Origin of the sequence: Streptomyces sp. NPDC101191 (assembly GCF_044767915.1) — a bacterium.
GTDB lineage: Bacteria > Actinomycetota > Actinomycetes > Streptomycetales > Streptomycetaceae > Streptomyces.
In genome coordinates this window covers 376,806-400,174 of record NZ_JBIWOU010000001.1, presented here as the reverse complement: position 1 = coordinate 400,174, position 23,369 = coordinate 376,806, and the positions used below count along the sequence as shown (strand labels likewise).

The 23,369-nt window shown below is 73.2% G+C and carries 20 protein-coding genes and 1 pseudogene; 9 read left to right on the top strand and 12 right to left on the bottom strand.

The genetic code is table 11. The features are described 5' to 3' along the window. Positions 1–125 precede the first annotated feature (125 nt). On the top strand, positions 126–629 hold the full coding sequence (locus ACIRQF_RS01805) for a GyrI-like domain-containing protein (RefSeq protein WP_404087979.1): 504 nt from the start codon (positions 126–128) through the stop codon (positions 627–629). 167 nt (positions 630–796) lie between these two features. On the opposite strand, the gene ACIRQF_RS01800 is transcribed toward ACIRQF_RS01805, so the two are convergent. Together ACIRQF_RS01800 and htpX are read right to left on the bottom strand one after the other, a co-directional pair. Then, entirely contained in the window at positions 797–1,543 is a 747-nt protein-coding gene (locus ACIRQF_RS01800; protein WP_404089478.1) for a hypothetical protein, read from the bottom strand. A 5-nt stretch (positions 1,544–1,548) separates the two neighbouring features. After that, positions 1,549–2,466 carry a zinc metalloprotease HtpX gene (gene htpX, locus ACIRQF_RS01795; RefSeq protein WP_404087977.1) on the bottom strand — a complete coding sequence of 306 codons (918 nt, stop codon included), beginning with the start codon at positions 2,464–2,466 and terminating at the stop codon, positions 1,549–1,551. A gap of 368 nt (positions 2,467–2,834) precedes the next feature. Between htpX and ACIRQF_RS01790 the strand changes: the two genes are divergently transcribed. The 6 genes and pseudogenes from ACIRQF_RS01790 (at position 2,835) to ACIRQF_RS01765 (ending at position 10,077) form a co-directional block, all read left to right on the top strand. Continuing rightward, a complete protein-coding gene (locus tag ACIRQF_RS01790; RefSeq protein WP_376627757.1) occupies positions 2,835–3,602 on the top strand; it encodes a GntR family transcriptional regulator in 768 nt (255 codons plus the stop codon). A gap of 229 nt (positions 3,603–3,831) precedes the next feature. Further along, a complete protein-coding gene (locus ACIRQF_RS01785) occupies positions 3,832–4,059 on the top strand; it encodes a ferredoxin family protein (protein ID WP_376627755.1) in 228 nt (75 codons plus the stop codon). Between the two features lie 14 nt (positions 4,060–4,073). Continuing rightward, positions 4,074–5,417 carry an ABC transporter substrate-binding protein gene (locus tag ACIRQF_RS01780; RefSeq protein ID WP_376627753.1) on the top strand — a complete coding sequence of 448 codons (1,344 nt, stop codon included), beginning with the start codon at positions 4,074–4,076 and terminating at the stop codon, positions 5,415–5,417. Then, positions 5,414–6,211 (top strand): annotated as a pseudogene (locus tag ACIRQF_RS01775) (ABC transporter permease); the annotation flags it as partial. The gene ACIRQF_RS01780 and the pseudogene ACIRQF_RS01775, both read left to right, overlap by 4 nt. Positions 6,212–6,531: 320 nt before the next feature. Continuing rightward, positions 6,532–7,275 (top strand): ABC transporter ATP-binding protein, encoded by a 744-nt coding sequence (locus ACIRQF_RS01770; RefSeq protein WP_404087974.1) that lies wholly within the window; start codon positions 6,532–6,534, stop codon positions 7,273–7,275. Positions 7,276–7,329: 54 nt separating this feature from the next. Beyond that, complete coding sequence (locus ACIRQF_RS01765) at positions 7,330–10,077, top strand: fumarate reductase/succinate dehydrogenase flavoprotein subunit (protein ID WP_404087972.1); 2,748 nt, start codon at positions 7,330–7,332, stop codon at positions 10,075–10,077. A 117-nt stretch (positions 10,078–10,194) separates the two neighbouring features. Here ACIRQF_RS01765 and ACIRQF_RS01760 read toward each other — a convergent pair whose 3' ends face one another. The 3 genes from ACIRQF_RS01760 to ACIRQF_RS01750 form a co-directional block, all read right to left on the bottom strand. Next, complete coding sequence (locus tag ACIRQF_RS01760; protein WP_404087970.1) at positions 10,195–11,145, bottom strand: immunity 49 family protein; 951 nt, start codon at positions 11,143–11,145, stop codon at positions 10,195–10,197. Between the two features lie 45 nt (positions 11,146–11,190). Beyond that, positions 11,191–11,745 (bottom strand): rhodanese-like domain-containing protein, encoded by a 555-nt coding sequence (locus ACIRQF_RS01755; protein WP_404087968.1) that lies wholly within the window; start codon positions 11,743–11,745, stop codon positions 11,191–11,193. Positions 11,746–11,925: 180 nt separating this feature from the next. Beyond that, complete coding sequence (locus ACIRQF_RS01750) at positions 11,926–12,684, bottom strand: TetR/AcrR family transcriptional regulator (protein WP_404087966.1); 759 nt, start codon at positions 12,682–12,684, stop codon at positions 11,926–11,928. Between the two features lie 151 nt (positions 12,685–12,835). Between ACIRQF_RS01750 and ACIRQF_RS01745 the strand changes: the two genes are divergently transcribed. Continuing rightward, positions 12,836–14,059: a saccharopine dehydrogenase family protein gene (locus tag ACIRQF_RS01745; protein WP_382477858.1), complete on the top strand. Its 1,224-nt coding sequence runs from the start codon at positions 12,836–12,838 to the stop codon at positions 14,057–14,059. Positions 14,060–14,362: 303 nt separating this feature from the next. Beyond that, positions 14,363–15,004, top strand: coding sequence for a hypothetical protein (locus tag ACIRQF_RS01740; protein WP_404087964.1), 642 nt, complete (start codon positions 14,363–14,365; stop codon positions 15,002–15,004). Positions 15,005–15,034: 30 nt separating this feature from the next. Here ACIRQF_RS01740 and ACIRQF_RS01735 read toward each other — a convergent pair whose 3' ends face one another. From ACIRQF_RS01735 to ACIRQF_RS01705, 7 genes are all read right to left on the bottom strand, one after another. Continuing rightward, positions 15,035–16,435, bottom strand: a complete 1,401-nt coding sequence (locus ACIRQF_RS01735; RefSeq protein WP_404087962.1) for an aminobutyraldehyde dehydrogenase — start codon at positions 16,433–16,435, stop codon at positions 15,035–15,037. Then, positions 16,428–17,741, bottom strand: a complete 1,314-nt coding sequence (locus ACIRQF_RS01730) for a flavin monoamine oxidase family protein (RefSeq protein ID WP_404087960.1) — start codon at positions 17,739–17,741, stop codon at positions 16,428–16,430. Before ACIRQF_RS01730 ends, ACIRQF_RS01735 begins: the two co-directional genes overlap by 8 nt. A gap of 24 nt (positions 17,742–17,765) precedes the next feature. After that, on the bottom strand, positions 17,766–18,926 hold the full coding sequence (locus ACIRQF_RS01725) for an ABC transporter ATP-binding protein (protein WP_404087958.1): 1,161 nt from the start codon (positions 18,924–18,926) through the stop codon (positions 17,766–17,768). 5 nt (positions 18,927–18,931) lie between these two features. Beyond that, on the bottom strand, positions 18,932–19,768 hold the full coding sequence (locus tag ACIRQF_RS01720) for an ABC transporter permease (protein ID WP_404087956.1): 837 nt from the start codon (positions 19,766–19,768) through the stop codon (positions 18,932–18,934). Beyond that, the gene (locus tag ACIRQF_RS01715) at positions 19,765–20,655 is read right to left on the bottom strand and encodes an ABC transporter permease (protein WP_382477868.1); all 891 of its coding nucleotides are present in this window, start codon (positions 20,653–20,655) and stop codon (positions 19,765–19,767) included. The genes ACIRQF_RS01720 and ACIRQF_RS01715 overlap by 4 nt, the downstream gene beginning before the upstream one ends. Before the next feature lies 1 nt (position 20,656). After that, positions 20,657–21,787, bottom strand: a complete 1,131-nt coding sequence (locus ACIRQF_RS01710; protein WP_389755585.1) for a spermidine/putrescine ABC transporter substrate-binding protein — start codon at positions 21,785–21,787, stop codon at positions 20,657–20,659. 209 nt (positions 21,788–21,996) lie between these two features. Beyond that, complete coding sequence (locus ACIRQF_RS01705; RefSeq protein WP_404087953.1) at positions 21,997–23,280, bottom strand: aromatic ring-hydroxylating dioxygenase subunit alpha; 1,284 nt, start codon at positions 23,278–23,280, stop codon at positions 21,997–21,999. Between the last annotated feature and the right edge of the window lie 89 nt (positions 23,281–23,369).

Sequence of the window (23,369 nt, the reverse complement as noted above, 5' to 3'; positions counted from 1 at the left end):
GGGGCGGGCGCGGCTCCGGGCGCGGCTCGTGGCGCGGCTCCGGGCGCGGCGATGACTTTCCGACGCGCGTCCGGTCGGTACGTTCGCCGTAAGCCGTCCACGTGGACCGGAGCGTCGGGAGCGACATGAGCATGCAGAGCGACCACGGCAGCACCACCCCGGACCCCGGGCAGCAGCCCCGGCTCGTGGATCTCGAACCCGAGATCACCGCCGTCGTGCGCGGCGTCGTGCCCCCCGAGGAACTGCGCACTTTTTTCGACGGGGCCTTCGGGGCGCTCGGCCGGGTCCTGCACCGGCAACAGGTCCCGCCCAGGAGTGCCGCGTTCGGGCTCCATCACGGAGGGCCGGGGGAGAAGCTGAACCTGGAGGTCGGATTCGTCACGGGGCGGGCGGTGCGGCCCGAGGACGGGGTGGTCACCGGCGAACTCCCCGGCGGGCGGGTCGCGAGGGTGACCCACCACGGCGGGTTCGACGGGCTCGGTGAGTCCTGGGAGCGACTCGCGGTCTGGATCGAGGCGCAAGGACTGCGCGGTGGTGCGGACCGGTGGGAGGTGTACGTGACGCGGCCCACCCCGGACATGGACCCGCGTGACCTGCGGACCGAACTCAACTGGCCGATCGCCGACTGACGGCCCCGCACGATCCGTACGGACGAGCGGCCCACATCACCCCGCCCAGGCGCCGGTCGAAGCGGGCGACGCGTACCCCCGGCGCCGTACCCGGTGCCCGGTACGCCCGACGACCACGGCCCCCCGCGCCGGAGCCGGCCCCCCGGTACGGCCCGGTCGCACGGCGCTCACGTGCCCGGGAGCCGCTCCTCCCCGCCGAGTCCCGGCGCACCCCAGACCGGGAACCACCGCTCCATGTCCGGCTCCATCGCGAGATCGCCGGCGAGCAGCCCTCTGACCTGGAGCTCCAGGGCGTTGTCGCGGCTCTCGGCGCGATCGGTGCGCGGCGCGAAGGGATAGAAGGTGCCGCGTTTGTAGAGGTACACGAGCGCGAGGTCGCGCGCCCGGTGCCCGTCGGCGCCCGGATCGTCCGACCACGCACCCTCCGTCCGGACGGCCCCCGTCCGGACGCCCTCCGGCGCAGGGGCCTGCTCCCCTGCCGCCGGAGCGCGGAACGCGGTCAGGGAGCAGAGCAGGTTCGGGCCGAAGCCGGCCTCCTCAAGGAGTGCGTTGACCGCGTGCAGGTCGTTGACCAGCGTGATCAGGTCCTCCGCGGGCCGCCGGACGGTGAGCCACGTGTAGCCGTACGCGTCCGAGGTGTACGTCACGGGGTACGCCTCCGCTTGGGCGCCCTCGCCGCCCGCACCCCGATCGGGCTCGGCCGCCACCGCGACGTCGAGGAGATCCCGTACCTCTCCCTTCAGACGTGCGAAGGCACCCCCCTCGACCGCGGCGAAGCACACCGACCCCGCTCCGGCCGGGACGAAGCCCGTGCCCGCCTGGAGGGTGAGCGCCGCGGCGGCCAACCCGAAGAGACGGTCCAGATCGGGCCGCACCGGCCGGCTGCGCCCGAGGATGCTGTCGAGGAGCCCCACCGCCGTCACGCCCCACCGAGCTGCGCCGAGATCCGCGCGAGCTGCTCGAGCCGCTGCTCGAGGGTCGGGTGGGTGGAGAGCAGTCGGCTCAGGCTCTCCTTGGACGAGAAGGCCGGCGCGAACCAGAAGGCGTTGTACGGCTCCGCCTTGCGCAGGTCCTTCGTCGGGATCCGGGCCATCTCGCCGCTCACCTTGGTGAGCGCGGAGGCGAGCGCCGACGGACGGCCCGTGAGGAGTGCGGCGGCGCGGTCGGCGGCCAGTTCGCGGTACCGGGACAGCACCCGGGTCAGCAGGAAGCTGACGACGTAGACGGCGGCGCTGACCACGGGGACGAGGATCACCGCGAGGCCCATGGTGCTGTCCCGGCTGCGGCCGAGACCGCTGTAGAGCGCGACCCGCGTCATCATCCCGGCGAGGACGCCGAGGAAGGACGCGATGGTCATGACCGCGACGTCCCGGTGCGCCACGTGGGACATCTCGTGCGCGAGGACCCCCTCCAGCTCGTCCGGCTCCAGGCGCCGCAGCAGGCCGGTCGTGACGCAGACGAGCGCGGTCTTCTCGCCGCGGCCCGTGGCGAACGCGTTCGGCACGTCGCTCTCGGCGATCGCCACCTTCGGCTTGGGCATGTCGGCGAGCGCACAGATCCGGTCCACGGTGCCGTGCAGCTCGGGCGCCTGGTCGCGGCTCACCTCGCGGGCCCCCATGCCCAGCGCGGCGATCCGGTCGCTGAACCAGAACTGCCCGACGAACAGCGCACCCGTGATCAGGAGGATGACCGGCCAGGAGCCGCGCAGCAGGACCAGCAGGACGCCGACGAACACCACGTACAGCAGGCCGATCAGGAACATCGTCGTCGCCATGCGCGTCGTGAGCCCCCTGTCGGGGGCGTAGCGAGAGCGGGACGAGGTCCGAGTTCTGGGCATCCACGCACCCTCTTCCACGAGCGGGCGGGACCGGCCGGACCCCGGGCGGGGCAGGCCTTCCGCCCCCTCCTGCCAGTGTGCCCCTCCGCACGCCGGAACGGAGGGGCGAAGCCGGGTCGCACCGGGGCCCGGGCGCCGTCCCCACCACCCCGTGCCGCCTCCCGGCACGCCGGTGAGGGTGAGCCCGCTCCCCGTCGGGAGCACCGGCCGCCTGGTGGGTGGTCGCGTGTCCACGTGGTGGACGCGGACGTGGCGGATCTTGTCGCAGCGTCCGGGAAAGTGCAGGTCAGAGCCGTGCATACAAGGTGTCAGGTGGCGCAATACTGCGGCAACACCACCGGTGGCGCTCCCCGGGTACGTTCCCTGCCATGCCAGCCGAACCCACCCCCGCAGCCCGCCCCGTCGCCGCCGCGCGCCGTCGACGGCTGCGTGCGGACCGGGCCCGACAGCTCGCCGATCTGCTGCGTCACCAGATCCTGACGGGTGGCTTCCCCCAGCGGATCCTTCCCCTGGAGGACGTCATCGCCGCGGACTACCGGGCCAGCCGCAACACCGTGCGTCAGGCCATGGACCTGCTCCGCGGTGAGCAACTGGTCGAGCGGCAGCCCGGCGTCGGCACCGTGGTGGTGTGCGAGAAGTACCCGCACGGCCTCCAACGGCTGCAGGGCCTGGCCGAGACCCTGCGCGAGCACGGCCGGGTCACCAACGAGGTACGCACGGTCGGCCCGGTCGCCGCCCCGGGGCCGGTGGCGCACCGACTGGGACTGCCCGAGCACAGCGACGTGCTCTGTATCGAGCGGCTGCGCCGCCTCAACGGTCTGCCGCTGTCCCTGGACCTGTCCTACCTGCCCATGGACCTGGGCGGTGAACTCCTCGGCTGCGACCTGGAGAACACGGACGTGTTCCGGCTGCTAGAGGTGCTCACCGGCGGCCCGCTGGGCCACGCCGAGATCACCCTGGAGGCGGTCAACGCCGACGCCCACTCCGCCGCGGTGCTCCAGGCCCCGCGCGGCGCGGCCGTACTGATGCTGGAGCGGCTGACCTGTCTGCCCGACGGGCGCCCTGTGGACCTGGAGTTCATCCGCTTCCGCGGCGACCGCATCACCATGGGCGGCGTGCTGCACCGGTCACTCTGATACGCGGGGCCGGTCCGCCGGCACCTTCCGCCGCGTCCCTTCCCCGGCGCCAGGCGTGCCCGGTCTCCCCGGTCGCCCTCGCCCCTCTCCGCGGCTTCGGCCTCATCCCTCCGTACCTCCTCCCCGCCCCTTCCCCGGTCCGTCCGAGGGCCGGCCCGTCGGGCCTTCCGGCGTTCCCGGTTCCTCGTTCCTCCCCCTTCCCGCCCCCTTTCGGGTCTTGGAGACCGCCATGCCTCTCGTTCCGCAGCGCTCGGACGTGCCCGTGACCATCGACGAGTCCCGGTGCATCGACGGCTGCACCCTCTGCGTCGACATGTGTCCGCTCGACTCCCTCGCCATCCGCGAGGACAACGGCAAGGCGTACATGCACGTGGACGAGTGCTGGTACTGCGGCCCGTGCGCCGCGCGCTGTCCCACCGGTGCGGTCACCGTCAACATGCCCTATCTGCTCCGCTGAAAGGCCGGCCTTCCATGTCCCGCAAGAGAATTCCGCTCCTCGCGCTCCTTGCCACCACGCTGCTTCCCCTCGCGACCGGTTGCGGCGGTGCGGCCGGCGCCGACAGCGACGGCAGGACGGTCACCGTCACCGTCGGCTACCAGTCGAAGACCATCAACACCGTCACCGCCGGCACGCTGCTGCGCTCCCTCGGCTACTTCGAGGAGGAGCTCGCGGCACGCGGGAAGAAGGACGGCGTCTCGTACAAGGTCGTGTGGCAGGACTACGCCACCGGTGCCCCGATCACCGCCCAGATGACGGCCGGGAAGATCGACATCGGTTCGATGGGCGACTTCCCCCTGCTCATCAACGCCGCCCGGGGCAAGCAGCTGCGGCAGCCGACCCGGCTCGTCGCCGTCACCGGCTACAACCTGCGCGGCGGGCTCAACACGGTGGTGACCGCCCCCGGTTCGTCCCTGAAGTCACTGGCCGACCTGCGCGGCAAGAAGGTGTCCACCAGCATCGGCTCGGCCGCCGACGGCACGCTCGTGCGCGCGCTGGAACGGGCCGGCCTCGACCCGGAGAAGGACGTCCGGAAGCTCAACCAGCAGCCCAGCGTGGGCGCGTCCGCACTCACCGCCGGCAGCGCCGACGCGCTGTCCCAGTTCGTCGCCTGGCCGGGCCTCCTGGCCTTCCAGGGCCGAGCCCAGGCCCTCTACGACGGAGCGGTGCTCGACCTGCCGACCTTCCACGGGGTCACCGTGCGACAGAAGTTCGCCGAGCAACGGCCCGGGATCCTCGACGACTTCCTCACGGCGCAGCGCCGGGCAACCGACCACCTGCGCACCCGGCCCGTCGCGGCCGCCGAGTCGGTGGCGAAGGCCACCGGCCTGCCCGCGGAGGTCGTCTACCTCTACAACGGCGCCAACGGCATCTCCACCTTCGACCCGCAGCTGCGCCCCGAGCTGATCGCCGCGCTGAAGCAGGACGTCCCCCTGCTGAAGGCGGCCAAGCTGGTCGGCGACGTGGACGTGGACGCCTTCGTCGACCCGGCGCCGCTGAAGCGGGCCGCGGCGGGCCCCGCGTACCCGAAGGCGGGCACGGCCAAGTCGGAACTGTGGCTCAAGGGGCAGTCCACCACGCGTTCCTTCGACACTCCCGAAGAGCTGCTGAAGGCAGTCAAGGCTGCCGACGTACGGGCCGCCTACGTGCCCGACGCGCTGACCGGCACGCTGTGGTTCGCCGACAAGGCCGTTTGGGTAGCGGACGGCAAGCGGCTGCGGGCCTTCGTCACCCCGGCCAACGCGGAGGCGTACGTATCCGGGCACCCAGGCGCCCGGACCGTGGGATACACGGACGCCGTACGGCTGGCGTCATGAGCGCGGGCCGTCGGCTGGTCCGGGCGGGCTCGCTCGTCGCGGCCCTCCTGCTCTGGCAGCTGCTGACCTCCCTGGACGTCAACCTCTGGCTGCGGTTCGAGCAGTTCCCCACCGTCGTCGAGGTGGCCTCCGCCTTCGCGGACCGGATCGGCACCCCGACCTACTGGCAGGACCTCGGCCACAGCCTGAGCCGGATCACGGTCGGCTTCCTGCTGGCCTCCGTCCTGGGGGTCGCGGCCGGTACGGCCGTTGCGCGCTCCCGCTGGGCCGCCGACCTGCTGGGGCCGCTGGTCGAGGTGGTGCGGCCCGTGCCGGCCATCGCCCTGGTCCCCGTCGCGATCCTGCTGCTGCCCACCAACGAGCAGGGCATCGTCTTCATCACCTTCACCGCCGCGTTCTTCCCCGTGCTGGTGTCGACCCGGCACGCCGTCCGGGCCCTCACGCCGGCCTGGGAGGAGGCCGTCCTCACCATGGGCGGCGGCCGGCTGAGGGTGCTGCGCTCGGTGGTGCTGCCGGGCGCGCTCCCCGGCATCTTCGGCGGCCTCTCGGTGGGCATCGGCGTCGCGTGGATCTGCGTGATCTCCGCGGAGATGATCTCCGGCGAGTACGGGGTCGGCTACCGCACGTGGCAGGACTACACCGTCGTCGACTATCCGGGGGTGTTCGTCGGCATGGCGACCATCGGCGGCCTCGGCTGGCTCACCTCGACGGCGGTGGAGTTCCTGGGCCGGCGTGCGACCGCGTGGCTGCCACGTCCGGCCGGACGCGGGGGAGCCGACGTCCCGCGCCCGCCGTTCGGCAGAGGCCGCCGGTCCGCCCGCCCGACGGAGGCCGCAGGTACGGAGTCCGATTCCGCCCCTACGGCGTCCCATTCCGCCCCTACGGCGCCGGGGTCCGCCCGTACGACCTCGCACGCCGAGGTCGCCGACACGGACGCCGAGGGCCGCACGACCCCGCCTGCCGGCTTCGACGACGCCGAAGCCGATGCCGAAGCCGGCGCACGGACGCATGCCCGTGCCGGCGAGGGCGCCGACGCCGACGCCGACGCCGACGCCGACGCCGACGCCGTCACCGAAACCGACACCGTCACCGTCCCCCGCAAGGAGCCCGTCCCATGAGCGTCGCGCCCGCGCCGCCCACCGGCGCCGAACTCACCCTGGAAGCCGTGCGGCTCGGCCACCCGGACGGCGCCGCCGTGCCGGGCACGGTGACGCTGAGCATCCCGCCCGGAGAACTGCTGGCCGTGGTCGGACCTTCCGGCTGCGGCAAGTCCACCCTGCTGCGTACGCTCGCGGGGCTTCTGCCCCCGCTGGCGGGGCGGGTCGGTCAGGACGGGGAGCCGATCGACCGGCCCGGTGCCGACCGGGCCCTGGTCTTCCAGCACGACGCGCTGCTGCCCTGGAGGACCGTCCGCGCCAACGTGGAACTGCCGCTGGCCGTCCGACGGGTCCCGCGTGCCGAGCGGCGGCGTTCGGCGGTCGAGTGGCTGGACCGGGTCGGCCTCGCCGACCACGCCCACAAGCTGCCGCACCAGCTGTCCGGCGGCCAGCGGCAACGGGTCCAGCTGGCCCGCGCCCTCGCCGGACGCCCCCGTGCGGTCCTGATGGACGAGCCCTTCGGCGCGCTGGACGCGCACACCCGGGCAGGGATGCAGGACCTTCTGGTGGACATCCTGCGCGGCACCGGCGCCACCGTCGTCTTCGTCACCCACGACGTGGACGAGGCCCTGCACCTCGGCGACCGGGTCCTCCAGCTCGCCTCCGGGCAGGTGCTGGACGTACCGCACCCACGGGAGCGCGAGGCCCGTACGGCCCCCGGCACCGTCGAGGCGCGACGCCGCATCCTCGCCTCCCTCTGAGCCCCCTTCCCGAACCCCTCTCGGCCGTCCGAGAGCCACCCGAAAGGCAACCCCGTGGACACGCTGGTGGACACCCCTCTGCCCGTCCCCGCGCTCGCCGACGCGACCGAACTGACCTGCGACGTCCTGGTCGTCGGCGGCGGCACCGCGGGCACGATGGCCGCGCTGACCGCTGCCGGACGCGGTGCGTCGGTGCTGCTGCTGGAGAAGGCGCACGTCCGACACTCCGGCGCCCTCGCCATGGGAATGGACGGGGTCAACAACGCGATCGTCCCGGGGCGGGCCGAACCCGACGACTACGTCGCCGAGATCACCCGCGCCAACGACGGCGTCGTCGACCAGTCCACCGTCCGGCAGACCGCGGTCCGCGGCTTCGGAATGGTCCAGCGCCTGGAGTCGTACGGGGTGAAGTTCGAGAAGGACGAGCACGGCGAGTACGCCGTGCGCCAGGTGCACCGGTCCGGGTCGTACGTCCTGCCGATGCCGGAGGGCAAGGACGTCAAGAAGGTCCTCTACCGGCAGCTGCGGCGGCGGGAGATGCGCGAGCGGATCCGGATCGAGAACCGGGTCATGCCGGTACGGGTGCTCACCCACCCGGACGACGGGCGGGCGATCGGCGCGGCGGGGTTCCACACCCGCACCGGCGAGTTCGTGATCGTCCGGGCGGGCGCGGTGATCCTGGCCACCGGCGCCTGCGGCCGGCTCGGCCTGCCCGCCTCCGGCTACCTCTACGGCACGTACGAGAACCCGACCAACGCGGGCGACGGCTACGCCATGGCCTACCACGCGGGGGCCGCGCTCACCGGGATCGAGTGCTTCCAGATCAACCCGCTCATCAAGGACTACAACGGACCGGCGTGCGCGTACGTCGCGAACCCGTTCGGCGGGTACCAGGTGAACCGGCACGGCGAGCGCTTCGTGGAGTCGGACTACTGGTCGGGCCAGATGATGTCCGAGTTCGCGGCCGAACTCGCCTCCGACCGGGGCCCGGTGTACCTCAAGCTCAGTCATCTGCCCGAGGAGACCGTCGGCGCCGTCGAGTCGATCCTGCACACGACGGAACGCCCCACCCGCGGCACCTTCCACGCGAACCGCGGCCACGACTACCGCACCCATGACATCGAGATGCACATCTCGGAGATCGGGCTGTGCGGCGGTCATTCGGCCTCCGGGGTACGCGTGGACGCCCACGCCCGGACGACGGTGCCCCGGCTGTACGCGGCCGGCGACCTGGCCTGCGTCCCGCACAACTACATGATCGGCGCGTTCGTCTTCGGCGACCTGGCCGGCGAGGACGCGGCGCAGTACCAGGCGTACGAGGGCGAGCTGCCCGCGGACCAGCTGGCCGCCGCCCACGCCCTCGTCTACCGGCCCCTGCGCAACCCCGATGGACCGCCGCAGCCGCAGGTCGAGTACAAACTGCGGCGGTTCGTCAACGACTACGTGGCTCCGCCGAAGACCGGCGCGAAGCTATCCCTGGCGGTCGAGGCGTTCACCCGCATGTCGGCGGACATCGAGGAGATGGGGGCGCGCACACCGCACGAACTGATGCGGTGCGCGGAGGTCTCCTTCATCAGGGACTGCGCGGAGATGGCCGCGCGGGCCTCCCTGGCCCGGACCGAGTCGCGATGGGGGCTGTACCACGAGCGACTGGACCATCCGGGCCGGGACGACGACGGCTGGCTGCACCACCTCGACCTGCGCAAGTCGGCCTCGGGGACGATGGAGTTCACCGCCCGCCCGGTCGAGCCGTACGTGGTGCCGGTGCCGGAGTTCACGCCGTCACCGGGCCCGGAGCGGCACCTGGGCGAGGTCGCGCTGGTGCCCGTCGCCACGGCGGGCCCGAGGGAGGCCGCGCCGGCCCCGCTGACGGCGGCCGGCGACGCCGAAGCCGTGGGTGAGGCTCCGGAACTGGCGGCCGCACCCAGCCCCGCCCTTCTCCGCCTCCTCTCCCTCGCCGAGGAGTCTCCCGAGCTGGAGGACCTCCGTCCGTATCTCGCCGACGCCGACCCCGCGGTGCGGGCGGCCGCCGTGGCCGCCCTCGGAGAGACGGCCCCGGCCGGCTTCGGCCCCGTCCTCGCCGCCCGCCTGCGGGACCCTGCACCGCCGGTCCGGGCCGCCGCCGCGGCGGCACTGCGGGAACTGGTCGAAGTGCTGCCCGCCGAAGCCGAGTCGGGCACCGCGCTGCGCGCGGCGCTGGACGTCGCCGACCCCCTGGTGAGGGGAGCCGCGCTCGACGTGCTGCGCGCACTGCGCCTGGGCGATGCCGTGGTCTACGCGGCCGCGCTGACCGACAGTGACATCGACGTGCGCATCTCCGCCGTGCGGGCGCTGGTCTCGGTGGACGCGGTCGGGGAACTGGCGGCCGCCGCCGCGGACCCGGCCCGCGAGGTGCGGGTCGCGGTGGCCCGTGGCCTCGCGGCCGTGCACGCCCCGGCCCCGGCGACGCTCGACAAACTGGTGGACGACCCCGACCCGGTCGTCCGGGGTGCCGCCCTGGCCGCACTGGCCACGACCGGCTGCCCGCCGCCGTACGCGGCGCGGGCGGCGGCCGCCCTGCGCGACCCGGCCTGGCAGGTCAGGGCGGGTGCCGCGACCGCCCTCCGGGCGGCCCCGCCCGCGGAGGCCGTCACCGCCCTCGCCGGCATCCTCACCGCCGACCCCAACGCGGACGTCCGCAAGGCCGCCGTCCTCTCCCTCCTGGTCCACCGCACCACCCCCGGAGCCCGGAACGCCCTCACCGCAGCCACCCACGACCCGGACGCCGACGTCCGCGCGTACGCGTCCCGCGCGGCTTCGTGACCCCGCGCCCGGCGGGACGCCTGTGTGACTGCTGCTCCACGGGAACCGGCTGGGCGGGCCGCCGGTAGTGAGCCGTGAGCGTCGCGTCGGGCGACCCGAAGGGGCAGCCGACCCCGGCTAGGCCGGTCGGTGGCCGAGGTCGTTCCGCCCGGAGTCGCCGGCCCGCCGGAGCGCGTCAGGGCGGCCCACGATCCCCTGGGGCAGATAGCCGGAGCGGACGCGCAGTTCCCACCCGTGGACCTGGACCGCCAGGGCTGTCAGGGCGAGCGGCTCCAGAGGCAGCAGGGTCCGCGGGGCGGGGTCCGCGTCGAGGCTTTCGCGGTGCGCGACCAGCCGGTTCACGAGGGCCTGCTCGAAGGCTGCCTGGTCGTCGTCGAGCAGGACGCGCAACAGGCGCTGGTCCGGCGTCAGTTCGCCCGCGGCGTCCAGTCGCCGGGCGGCCTCGGCCCGCTCCTCTGGGGAGGGCTTGCACAGGGGGACGGCCGGCCAGTCGCGGGGGAGGTGCCCGCTCGCCTGCGTCAGGTAGCCGCACAGCGCTTCCATGGCCGCCAGGTCGGCCGGCTCCGACGTCGACGTCAGCTTCGCGTACGGCAGCCCGTCCCGGACGGACGACGCGTAGCTCTCCCGCAGCAGCAGCCCGGCGACCCGCTGCCGGTCCCACACCAGGCCACTGACCACGACGACCGCGAAGGTGTCCAGCCACGTCCGTGCCGTGGGCGCCTCGTCGACCACGTCCTCGAAGGCCAGCTCCTCGCTCGTGAGCTCTTCGCCGACCAGCGGAAACGCTATCTCCTGATCGCCGTTGGGAAAGCAGCCGAGACTGATCACCCCGAGGACGCACTCCGCCGCGGTCCGCAGAGCGGCGCGTGACGCGTCGTCGAGTTCCGGCGCGCTCAGACTGCGTGCGGCGACGTGGTCGAGCAGGTCGTCGCTCATGTCCCGCAGACGGCCGAGGGCGAAGGAGCCGTAACGCATGTCGTGCCAGTGGCCGAACGCCCTCCTCCCGATGCCGTCGAGCGCCTCGGTCACGCGCTTCTCGCTCACCTCGTGCTGTGCCACTTCCTGCACGACCGCCGCCTTCCATGGATGATCCCGACCGGCGGTGGCACGCTCTCAACGAGGTCGGACATCCCCTTCTCCTCGCCGGTTCCACGGGAGCCGGCCGAGGACCACGGCCATGCCGCAGGTGTCGGTGAGCGCCGAGAAGACCAGACCACCGGCGATCCCCGCCGACATCAACGAGAAGGCCGGGTGCACCGACAGCCCCAGAAGCAGGCCGAGGAGCACCACGGCCCCTGCGGTGAAGCGCACTTGACGCTCCATCGCCCAGACGCCCCGCACCGGGCCCGGCGGGTACGTCAGCGGGTGGCCGGCGGTGCTCCAGCCCCGGGTCCCGCCGGCCAGGCACGTCGCGGGGATCCCATGGGAGGCGAGGGTCACGGCCGCCTTCTCGGAACGGGCGCCGGAGGCGCACACGAGGAGGAGCGGTCGCCTGTCGGCAGCCTGCCGCAGATCCGCCAGACCGGCCTCGACGCGGTCCAGCGGGATGTTGACAGCGCCCGGCAGATGCCCGGTGGCGAACTCTCCGGGCGTCCGCACGTCCACGACGCTCAGCTCGGACAGGCGAGGCAGCGCCTCGTCGACGGGGAGGGTGGGGGAAGTGCTCACGGGAACCTGCCCTTGGCGGAGACGGGGGACGGTCCTGCGCAGACGACGCCAGGGCCGTTCTCCCGGATGCTAGGCGCCCCGGCGGCCGTGACTCGGGGACAGGGCGGCATCGCCACGCGATCGCCACGCTGCGGCAACAATCCGCTCGCCCCGGACGCGGAGGAATCCGGCCGGCTCCCCTCAGGTGCCCGGTCCCGGCCGCGCACCCGTCCGCTTCCCCTGACCCGTCCCGCGGTTTCGTACGGTCGCCAGCCGCGCCTCCGCCCGGTCCAGGAGAGTGTCCAGAACCACCGGGTAGGCGCTCTGGTTCATCCGGTCGGCCAGCAGGTGCGCGGTGGCGGCGATGTGGGGGTGGGTCGTGGGGGACAGCCGGGCGTAGGTGGTGGTCCACATCTCCTCGTCTGCCGCCCGGGCCTCGTCCTTGATCGCCAGTGCCCCCGCGTCCAGGGCCGCGAAGGCCAGAGCCAGGTCGATGAAGGCGTGGTACACGCCCACCGCGTCCGCGTCGCCGAAGCCCGCGCCGCGGAGGATGCCGAGGATCGTCTCGTCGACCTGGATCTCCCGGGGCCGTCCCGTGACCCGGCTGGCGGTCAGCAGCGCGGCCTGGGGATGGGCGAGATAGGAGGCGTGGATCGCCAGGCCGAGGGCATGGAGGTCGGCGCGCCACTGTCCGGTGGCCACCCAGCTGTCCAGCGCCCGTCCCATCAGCTCCTCGCCGATGGCCCGGGTCAGGTCGTCCAGACCGGCGAAATACCGGTACAGGGTGCTCGGGTCGGCGCCCAGGGCGCTCCCCAGGCGGCGGGCGGTCAACCCGGCGCTGCCGTGCTCGCGCAGCATGCGCAGCGCCGTGTGCACGATCAGCCGTTCCGACAGGACGGTGCCCTGCCGGGTCGGCCGCCGCCTGCGCCGGTCCGCCTCCGGCACCACCTTCTTCGCCACGGGACCCACCCTCCGCGTTCGCGAGCTCTCGTTTCGGGCTCTCCTGCCGAGCTTATGCCAACGCCGTAGACCTTAATCGCCGAGCCGGTGTTCCATCGAAGTGTCCCCGGGCTCCCGGCGCCCGGACCGTCTCAAGGAACTGGTGTGTGACATGCGCGTACTTCTCGTGGGTGCGGGCGGCGTCGGAACCGCCGTCACCCGTATCGCGGCCCGCCGTGACTTCCTGGCCCACATGGTCGTCGCCGACTACGACCCGGCCCGGGCCGAGGCGGCCGTCGCCGCGCTCGGGGACGCGGGGAGCCGGTTCAGCGCGCGGCGCCTGGACGCCTCCGACGAGGACGCGGTACGCCGTGTCCTGATCGAGGAACGCTGCGACGTGCTCCTGAACGCCACCGATCCGCGGTTCGTGATGCCGCTCTTCACCGCGGCCCTCGCGGCCGGTACGCACTACATGGACATGGCGATGTCGCTGTCCGCGCCGCATGCGACCGCCCCGTACGCGCGGTGCGGGGTGAAGCTCGGGGACGAGCAGTTCGCCCACGGCGAGGCCTGGGAGCGGGCCGGGCGCCTCGCCCTGGTCGGCATGGGGGTGGAGCCCGGCCTGTCCGACGTCTTCGCCCGGTACGCGGCCGACGAGCTCTTCGACGAGATCGAGGAGGTCGGCGTCCGCGACGGCTCGAACCTCACGGTCGAGGGTTACGACTTCGCGCCCTCCTTCAACATCTGGACGACCATCGAGGAGTGCCTCAACCCGCCCGTGGTCTACGAGAAGGACCGCGGATGGTTCACCACGGCGCCGTTCAGCGAGCCGGAGGTCTTCGACTTCCCCGAGGGCATCGGCCCGGTGGAGTGCGTGAACGTCGAGCACGAGGAGGTGCTGCTGATACCGCGCTGGGTGGGGGCGCGCCGGGTGACGTTCAAGTACGGCCTCGGCGACGACTTCATCGCCAAGCTGAAGACCCTCCACGAGCTGGGACTGGACGCGACCGCGAAGGTCACCGTGCCCGGCCCCGAGGGGCCTGTCGCCGTCTCGCCGCGGGACGTCGTGGCCGCGTGTCTGCCCGACCCGGCGACGCTGGGCGACCGCATGAAGGGCAAGACCTGCGCGGGCACGTGGGTCAAGGGGACGAAGAACGGTGCGGCGCGCGAGGTGTACCTCTACCACGTCGTCGACAACGAGTGGTCGATGCGCGAGTACGGTTCCCAGGCCGTGGTCTGGCAGACGGCCGTCAACCCGGTGATCGCCCTCGAGCTGATCGCGGCCGGTACGTGGAAGGGCAGCGGAGTCCTCGGCCCCGAGGCCCTGCCGCCGCGCCCGTTCCTCGACCTGCTCACCGCGTACGAGTCCCCGTGGGGGCTCCGAGAGGGGCACTGACCTGCCCGGCCGGGCGTCGGCGGGCCGCACGTGGTCGACCTCGGCGGACGGACGCCGCAGGCCGGTGCCGGCCGGCCCCGGGAGTCCCGTGGCGTGAGCCCGCCGAGGGAGGCGACGGCCGGGCGGACCGCCCCGGGTGGGGGAGCACCCGCGCGAAATCCCCGCGCTCCGGTGGGCCGCGCCGCCTACCCTGACGATCTTGAGAGCTGAGAGCTGAGAGCTGAGAGCTGAGAGCTGACAGCTGAGAGCCGGGAGCCGAAGGCCGGCAGCCGAGAGTACGGAGCGTTAGTGGAGCTACCCGTCGTGATACACCGGGCCCGCCTGGGTGCTGCCGAGTTCAGAGTCGTACGCCCGGGCCGGCCGCTCACCCGCGCGGTGCTCGTCGACCACGACCGGCACCTGGACGTCTACCTGGACCGGGAGACCGCCCGTGCTCTCGCCGGCCTGTGGATGCTGGCGGCCCGCTCGCCGCGTTCCCTGATCCACGTGCCGCTGCGAGCCAACCGCGCGCCCGGCGGGGACGTGCCGGACGACAGCGGCTCCCGGCTCGACCTGGTACTCCTGCACCACTCGCTGCAGTTCGCCCCCTCGCGCTGGAAGCAGGTGCGGGGCCGTCTCGGCCCGGGGCGCCCGCACACCGTGAGCCTTCCCGAGGCGGAGCGGGACCACGAGATGACCGACGCCGACCACGAGGCACGTCACCACCGGGAGAACCGCGACCTGTTCCACCAGCACCTGCACGCCGAGACCCTGTTCATGACCGGCAGCGCGAAGGTGTTCCGCGGGACCGCGGGACACTTTCTCGACGTCGCCCGCGAGGGGCCTGGCCACGTCCCGGTGCACCCGAACCACCCACACTTCTGCACGCAGTTCCACGGGAACGACGGCACCCTGGGCGACGCCCGCGAGATCCACGTCGAATACTGCGACCGGTGGAGCTCATGAGCGTCGCCCGCCCGCGGTGGGAGCCGTGGGTCATAGCATGACGTGCTTGGGCCGGGTGTAGTCGAGGAGGCCCGAGAGCGACAGGTCGCTCCCGTACCCGGAGTGCTTGACCCCGCCGTGAGGCATCTCGGAGACCGTCGTGCCGTGGGTGTTCACCCACACGATCCCGGTGTGCAGGGACCTGGTCGCCCGCATCGCCCGGTCGTGGTCCGTCGTCCAGACGCTCGCGGCGAGTCCGAAGCGGACGTCGTCGGCGAGCCGCAGCGCGTCGGCCTCGTCGGTGAAGGCCTGCACGGTCACGACGGGGCCGAAGACCTCCTCCTGGACGATCTCGTCGTCCTGGCGTACCCCGGCGACGACGGTGGGGGAGTGGAAGAAGCCGGGTCGGGCGGGGCGCGTCCCGCCCGCGACGATCCGGGCGTGGCCGGGCAGCCGTTCGAGCAGGGCGCGGACGGAGGCGAGTTGGGCGGCGCTGTTCAGGGGCCCGAGGTCGGTGCCGGGGCGCAGGGCGCGGGCGCCGGTGGCGAGGGCGTCCAGGAAGGCGTCGTGGATGCGGGTGTGGACCAGGAAGCGGGTGGGGGCGGTGCAGTCCTGGCCGGCGTTGTAGAAGGCGACCTGGGCCAGGGCGGCGGCCGTGGCGGGGACGTCGACGTCGTCGTGGACGATCACGGGCGCGTTGCCGCCGAGCTCCAGGTGGAGCCGCTTGAGGCCGCTCGCGGCGGCCGCGGCGATCTCCTGCCCGGCGCGCACGCTGCCGGTGAGCGCGACGAGGGCGACGGCGGGATGGGCGGTGAGCGCGCGACCGGTGTCTCGGTCGCCGCAGACGACGTTGAGGACGCCCGGGCGAAGGTGAGGGGCCGCGAGGCGGGCGAGCAGGACGGTCGAGGAAGGGGTCGTGTCGGCGGGTTTGAGGACGGTGGTGTTGCCGGCGGCGAGCGCGGGGGCGATCTTCCACGCGGCCATCATCAAGGGGTAGTTCCACGGCGTGATCTGGGCGCAGACGCCGACCGGTTCGCGACGCAGCAGTGAGGTGCGGCCCTCGGTGTACTCGGCCGCGGCGGGTCCCGGGAGATTGCGGGCCGCCCCGGCGAAGTAGCGGAAGGCGTCGGCGATCGCGGGGAGTTCCTCGGCGCGGAACCGGTCCACCGGCTTCCCCGTGTCGGCGGTCTCCGCCGCGGTCAGCTCGTCGGCGTGGGCCTCGACGGCGTCGGCGACGGCGAGCAGCGCCCGCTGCCGCGCGGCCGGGGTGGTGGCCGACCAGGGCCCGTACGCGGCCGCGGCGGCCACGCAGGCAGCGTCGGTGTCGGCCCGGCCGGAGCGCGGGGCGTGCCCGTGCACGCGGCCGGTGGCGGGGTCGACCAGCTCGGTGGTCGCCCCCGAGGCGGCGGGGCGGTCCCGACCGCCGATGTGGTTCAGCAGACGGTCAGCCACGACGCAGGGCCTCCTTCGCGGCGGCGCGGGCGGTGCGGACGGCGCCCTCCATGTATCCGGCCACCCACTGGTCGGAACCGCAGACGTAGAAGGGCGGTTCATGAGTGCCGTGGCGGGGGCCGACGGCCATGACGTCGCCCGGGGCCCACTGGGTGACGTACCCCTGGGTCCAGGGGTCGGTGCCCCACAGGCGCAGGTACGCGGCCCCGGGCCGGCGGGCCTCGTCGCCGTACAACCGGGCCATCTCGGCGAGGAGTTCGGGGGTGCGCAGGTGGGCGGGGGTGCCGAGCAGGACGCCGTAGCGCTCCGGCGGCACCAGGGCGGACAACACACCCTCGTTCTGCGGCCAGGTGCTGCCCAGCACCCCTTCGCACTCGGACAGGCCGCTGAGTCCGCGGTCGCGCCAGAACGGGCGGTCGTACGCGGCGACGAACTTGGCGGCGAGCGCGTGGCGTTGCCGGTGCAGTGCGGCCAGGCGCTCCTCGCCGACGCCGCTGACGGCGAGCGCGCGGAGCGGGCCGGCGGGCAGGGCGCTGACGACGGCCCCCGCGGTGAGGGTCTCGCCGCCCGCGAGACGCACCGAGCAGCCGCCGCGGCGGACCACGAGCGCCTCGACGGGCGCGCCGGTACGGATCCTGCCGTCGAGCCCGGCGGCCATCCGCAGGGCCACGGTCGCCGAACCCTCGGCCACCCGCAGCCCCTCCCAGGCTTCGTACTCGTAGTGCCCGAGCCCGGGAACGGCCGCGTGCTTGCGCAGGGCGGCGAGCAGCGAGGTGCGCTCGAACGAGGCGTCGGCCAAAGCCAGTTGGCCGATCTCCCAGAGGCGTACGACGGCAGGGCTCGCCCCCTCGTCGCGCAACCAGGCCCCCACGGAGAGCCGGTCGAGGGCGGTGGCCTCGGGATGGGACCAGGGGTCGTTGGGGTCGACGCCGGCCGCGAGCGCGGCGAAGGCGGCGGTGACCTTGTGGTGGGACGCGTCGTCGCCGGGGCCGAACCAGTGCGGCGGGTCGCCGGCGCCGACACCTTCGGGCGTGGCCCGGGCGAGGGCGCCGGGCTCGGCGACGTAGCTGGGCACGAGGGTGAGCCCGAGTTCGGCGACGAGACCGGTGTACGCCGTGTGGGCCGAGCCGACGACCTCCCCGCCGAGCTGGACGATGCGCCCGTCGGGCAGGGCGGTCTGCTCGACGCGGCCGCCGACCCGGTCGCGGGCCTCGACGACGAGGACGTCCGCTCCGCCCGCGGCGAGGTCGCGGGCGGCGGCGAGTCCGGCGAGTCCGGCGCCGAGCACGATGACGTCGTGGTTCATGGTGTTCCTCCGGTGGGGCCGTCGTCAGTCCAGGACCAGGCAGTGCTCGGGCCGCCAGCCGAGCTCGACCTCCTCGCCGCCGCTCCAGCGGTCCTCCATGCGGGAGCGGGCCGTGTTCTGCTCCAGGACGTGCACGGTGACGCCGGGGGCCAGTTCGATGAGGTAGGTGGTGGTGGGGCCGGAGTAGACCGTCTCCCGGACGACGCCGGTGACCCGCGCCATCCCGGGCTCGAAGTCGGACAGCCAGATCTTCTCCGGGCGCAGCGAGAGGCTGACCCGGCTGCCGTCGGTCACGCCGGGGCGGTGACCGACGGGGAGTTCGGGCCCCTGGTCGAGCAGCACCCGCCCGGCGCGGTAGGTGCCGGGGACCAGGTTGGAGGTGCCGAGGAACGAGGCGGTGAAGCTGCTGGTGGGCCGCTCGTACACGTCCTCCGGCGTCCCGCACTGCTCGATGCGGCCCGCGTTCATGACGGCGAGGCGGTCGGACATGGTGAGGGCCTCGTCCTGGTCGTGGGTGACGAACAGGAAGGTGATGCCGACCTCCCGCTGGATCTGCTTGAGCTCGACCTGCATGCGGCGCCGGAGCTTCAGGTCGAGGGCGGCCAGCGGCTCGTCGAGCAGCAGCACCTGTGGGCGGTTGACCAGGGCACGGGCGAGGGCCACGCGCTGGCGCTGGCCGCCGGAGAGGGTGGGCGGTCTGCGGCCGGCCAGCTCGCCCAGCTGGACGAGGTCGAGCATGTCGGCGACCCGCCGACGGATCTCGGGGCGCGCGACGCCCTTGCGCTTCAGGCCGAAGGCCACGTTGTCGGCGAGAGTGAGGTGGTCGAAGAGGGCGTAGCTCTGGAAGACGGTGTTGACGTTGCGCCGGTGGGGCGGCAGGCCCGTCACGTCCTCGCCGTCGAGCAGGACGCTGCCCTCGGTGGGGTCCGCGAAGCCGCCGATCATGCGCAGCAGGGTGGTCTTGCCGCAGCCGGAGGGGCCCAGCAGGGAGAAGAACTCGCCGGCGGCGACGTCCAGGCTGATGTCGTGGACGGCGTACGCGGCCGGGCCGCCGGAGCCGCCGGGGTAGCGCTTGCCGACCCGGTCGAGCCGTACGGCGGGGCGGGGGAGCGTGGCCTCCGGGGAGGACGGGCGGGAGGACCGGTGGTGGGCGGGGCGAGGTGTCTGCGGAGGCTGCGGGTGCATGGCTTTCACTTCCCGGAGAGCAGGTCGAGGCCGCCGCGCCGGCCGAACAGGCGCGGGATGGCGAGTGCGAGGGCGACGAGTCCGACGGAGCCCGCCAGCATCAGCGTGCCGACGGCGTTGATGGTGGGCTGGACGCCGAACCGGATCGCCGAGTAGATGCGCACCGACAGGGGCTGCGGATCGACGCCCGTGGTGAAGTAGGCGAGGACGAAGTCGTCGAAGACCAGGGCGAAGACGAGGACGGCGGAGGCGAGGATGCCGGGGAGCAGGGCGGGCAGGGTCACCAGCCGGACGGCCTGCCGGCGGGTGGCCCCGAGGTCCATGGCCGCCTCTTCGATCTCCGGGTTCAGGGCGGCGATGCGGGAGCGCAGGATGACCGTCACGTAGGAGATCGAGAAGGTGATCTCGGCGAGCGTGACCGTCGTCGTGGACAGGGCGATGCCGAGGCCTTTGAACAGGAGCATCGCGGCGACACCGGTGACGATCTCCGGGGTGATCAGCGGGACGAGCATCACCAGTCCGGCGAAGGAGCCGAGCCGGCTGCGGGCGCGGACCAGGCCGAGCGCGAGCGCCAGGCCCAGCAGCACCGAACCGGCCATGGCGGCGAGGGAGACCCGCAGGCTCATGCCGAGCGAGTCCAGCAGCACGTCGTCGCGCAGGAACGCCCCGTACCAGCGCAGGCTGGCGTGGTCGAAGACGGTCAGGGACTTCTGCGAGTTGAAGGAGAACAGGACGACGACGCCGATGGGGACGTAGAGGAGTGCGAAGAACACCACGGTGGCGGCGATCGCGAACCGGGGCCGGCGCTCGGCGCCGCGGCGGCGCCCGCGGGCCGCCGTCATCGGACCGCCTCCGCCTCGTCCTTGCGGGTGCGCCGCAGGTAGCCGAGCATGCCGACGAAGAGGACACCCATCAGCAGCATGGTGAGGGCGGAACCGAGCGGCCAGTTCTGGCCCTGGAAGAACTTGTCCTGGATCAGGTTGCCGATCATGATCTGGTCGGGCCCTCCCATGAGTTGGGCGCTGACGAAGTCGCCCATGGCGGGCAGCAGGACGAGGACGCAACCGGCGGCCGCTCCCTGCCGCGTGGCGGGGACCGTGACGAAGAGGAAGGTCCGCAGCGGTCCGGCGTAGAGGTCGCGGCCGGCCTCGACGAGCGAGGTGTCCATGCGCTCCATGGCCGCGTAAAGGGGGATGATCATGAAGACGACGAAGCCGTAGACGAGTCCGGCGACGACGCCCGCGCCGGTCTGCAGGATCCGGGTCCCCCCGTCCGCCAGACCGATCGCGCGCAGCGCCCTGAGCAGCGGCCCGTCGTCGGACAGGACGACGGACCAGCCGTACATCCGCACCAGGTAGTTGGCGAAGAACGGCACGACGATGGCCGCGATCAGGAGGTGCTTGTACCGGCCGCCGCTGGTGGCGATGGCGTAGGCGACGGGATAGGCGACGACCAGGCAGACGGCGCAGGTGACCAGGGCGTAGCCCAGCGAGCGCAGCAGGACGGTGAGGTACGCGGGGTCCGCAAGGGCGGTGAAGTTGTCGAGGACGAGGCCGAAGCGCGGGTTGCCCAGCGGGTCGGTGGTGCCGAACGCGAGGGTGGCCACCAGGATCAGCGAGGCGACCAGGAAGACGCTCATCCAGAGGGTGCCGGGAAGCATCAGCCAGGTCCACAACCGGTCCTGGGCGCGCCGCCTGACGGTGCGGGGAGTACGGGCCGTGTCGGCCATGTCAGCCCGCCTTCACATCGGTCCACGCGGCGTCGCGGGCCTTCTCGCCCGTCGCGCTGCCGTTGCGGAAGTACCGGTCGTCCCTGAGGTCGGCCGCGGTCACCAGACACTGGGGGAAGGGCTCCACGAGCGCGGAGTAGGTGTCCTCCGTGCCGTGCACCGGCATCGGGTACCCGATGTACTCGATGTTCCGCTTCACGTTCTCGGGCCGGAGCATGTAGTCGATGAAGAGCATGGCGGTTCCGGGGTGCGGTGCGTCGGCGGGAATCGCGTAACAGTCGGAGTTGACCGGGGCGCCCTCGCGCGCCGTCTCGAAGCCGAAGACGGACGGGTCCTTCGCCTGGGCGAGCATCGCGGCCATGTCCCCGCTCCACGCCTGCGTCATGTCGGCGTTGCCGTTGAGCAGGTTGTTGTAGCTGTCGCTCGAGAAGCCGCGCAGCCGGGGGCGCAGGGCGCGCAGGGTGCCGGTGACGCGGTCGAGGTCGCCCGGCGCCTCGGTGGTGAGGGGGAGGCCGTGTTTGAGCGCGCCGATGCCCAGCACCTCGTCCCGGTCGTCGAGGACGAACACCCTGCCCTTGGCGTGCTCGTTCCACAGGTCGTCCCAGGACCCGGTGAGGTCGCCCAGCCGGTCCCGGCGCCAGCCGATGCCGGTCTTGTACATCGTGAACGGGACGGTGTGCGCGGAACGGGGGTCGTACCAGGGGTCCGCGAAGTAGTCGTAGGCACCGAACACGGCCTCGGCGTTCCTCAGGAGCCCGTGGTCGATGCGGCGCAGCCGGCCCCCTCGGGAGAGGCGCTCGGCCCACTTCGCGGTGGGGAAGACGATGTCGTAGCGGTTGCCGGCGTTGAGTTTGGCGGCCATGCCCTCCATGGAGTCGTAGTTCGACTGGACGACCTTGACCCCGTACTCCTTGGAGAAGCCCGCGAAGACGGCCGGGTCGACGAAGTCGGCCCAGTTGAAGTAGACGAGGTCGCCGTCGACCTTGACGTCGATGGGGGCCTCCGCGGCCGCCCGGCCGGCCTCGTCCGAGGCGGTGGAGAATCCGCAGCCGGTCGCCGTCCAGCCGAGGACGGCGCCGGTGCCGGCGCGGAGCAGTGAGCGGCGGGACAGGGAAGGTGCCTCGGGGGACATGGGGTCCTCTCCGTAGGGGCCGCTGGGGGACGGCGGGCGAACGACGGTGCGTCGGCGCGGGGGTACGGCCAGGCGCGTTCGGGTGGTTCGGGTGGTTCGGGTGGTGCGGGTGGTTCGGGTGGTGCGGCGGTGAGGTGCGGTGGTCCGCTGGTGGGAAGCGGTGCGGTGCTGGGGCGCGGCGCGGTGGCGTGCGGGTGGGGCGGGCCGGCTCAGGGACCCCCCGGGTCCGTGCCGGGAGCGGCCGGGGCAGTCTCGGTGGGCTCGGTGAGGCGCGCGGGTTCGGCGACGCCGGCGGGTCCGGTGGCGAGGGCGGCCTCGGCGACCTCGATGGAGGCGGCGAGGTCCGCACGGATGCGGTCGGCGAACCAGCCGACCGCGAGCTCGCGCCGGGACAGCGGTCCGGGCTCGAACCCCGGGGTGGCCAGGCCGCGTTGGACACGGGCGACCAGCTCGGCGTCCTCGTCGTTGGTGATCCAGCCGATGTGCATGTTCAGGCGCCGGGCGAGCCGGGTGCGCAGTCCGGTGCCGCGACGGGTGTAGAAGGCGCCGGGAACGGCGACCCGGTCGACCGCGGTCGGAAGGGCGGTCCAGGCGAGCACGTGGTCGGGGTAGAAGTCGATGAGGGTGTTGGGGTAGATCACGGCGTACCGCCAGACCCTGCGGTCGGCCTCGGTGAGCCCCGGCATCGGCGCGGCGACGCGCTGATACAGCCGCTCGGCCCAGTTGGAGGACGGCTTGTCGCGCAGCGGCGAGGTGAACAGCACGTAGGACTCGTGGATCTCGCAGCCGTAGCCCTGGTAGTCGAGCAGCCGCATCAGCCCGGGGTGGGCGACGGGTACGTGGTACCCCTCCAGGTAGTTGTCGACCGCCACCTTCCAGTTGGCGTCCTGGACCTCGGCGCGGGCGAGGTCGTGGATTCGGTCCCGGCCGACCGGCACCAGGTCCGCTCCGGCGTAGTGGCCGACGGCCTCGGCGAGTCCCGCGCAGCTTTCGGCGAGCGGTACGGCGTCGGGGTCGAGGTTGACGAAGACGAAGCCGAGGAAGGATTCGACCCGGGCCGGGAGGAGACCCAGGCGGGGCCGGTCCAGGCAGGGGATCTGCCGGGCCTCGGGGGCGCCGACCAGGCTGCCGTCGAGGCGGTAGGTCCAGCCGTGGTACGGGCAGCGGATTGCCTTGCCGGCCGGTTCGGGGGCGGCGACCAGGCGGGTCCCGCGATGGCGGCAGACGTTGAGGTGCGCCGCCAGGCCGCCGTCCTCGGTGCGGACGACCAGGACCTCGCGGCCGGCGACGGTGGCGGCGAGCCGCGCCCCCGGGGCGGGCAGGTCGGACTCGTGGCAGACGAGCTGCCAGGACCTGGCGAAGACCTGACGGGTCTCGGCCGCGGCGAGGGCGGGATCGGTGTAGTGGCGGGCCGGCAGTGCGGGCGCGGGGAGGTCCCGGACAGCCGTGTCGGGTGCGGTAGGCGCGGTGGCTGCGGGGGCTCTGGGGTGCATCGGTGACTCCTCGTGCCGCGGGTGCGGCGATCGGTGTCGGGCGTCGATGTCGTGCGAACCGGGCTGCGGACAGCGGGGCGGGGCGGGAG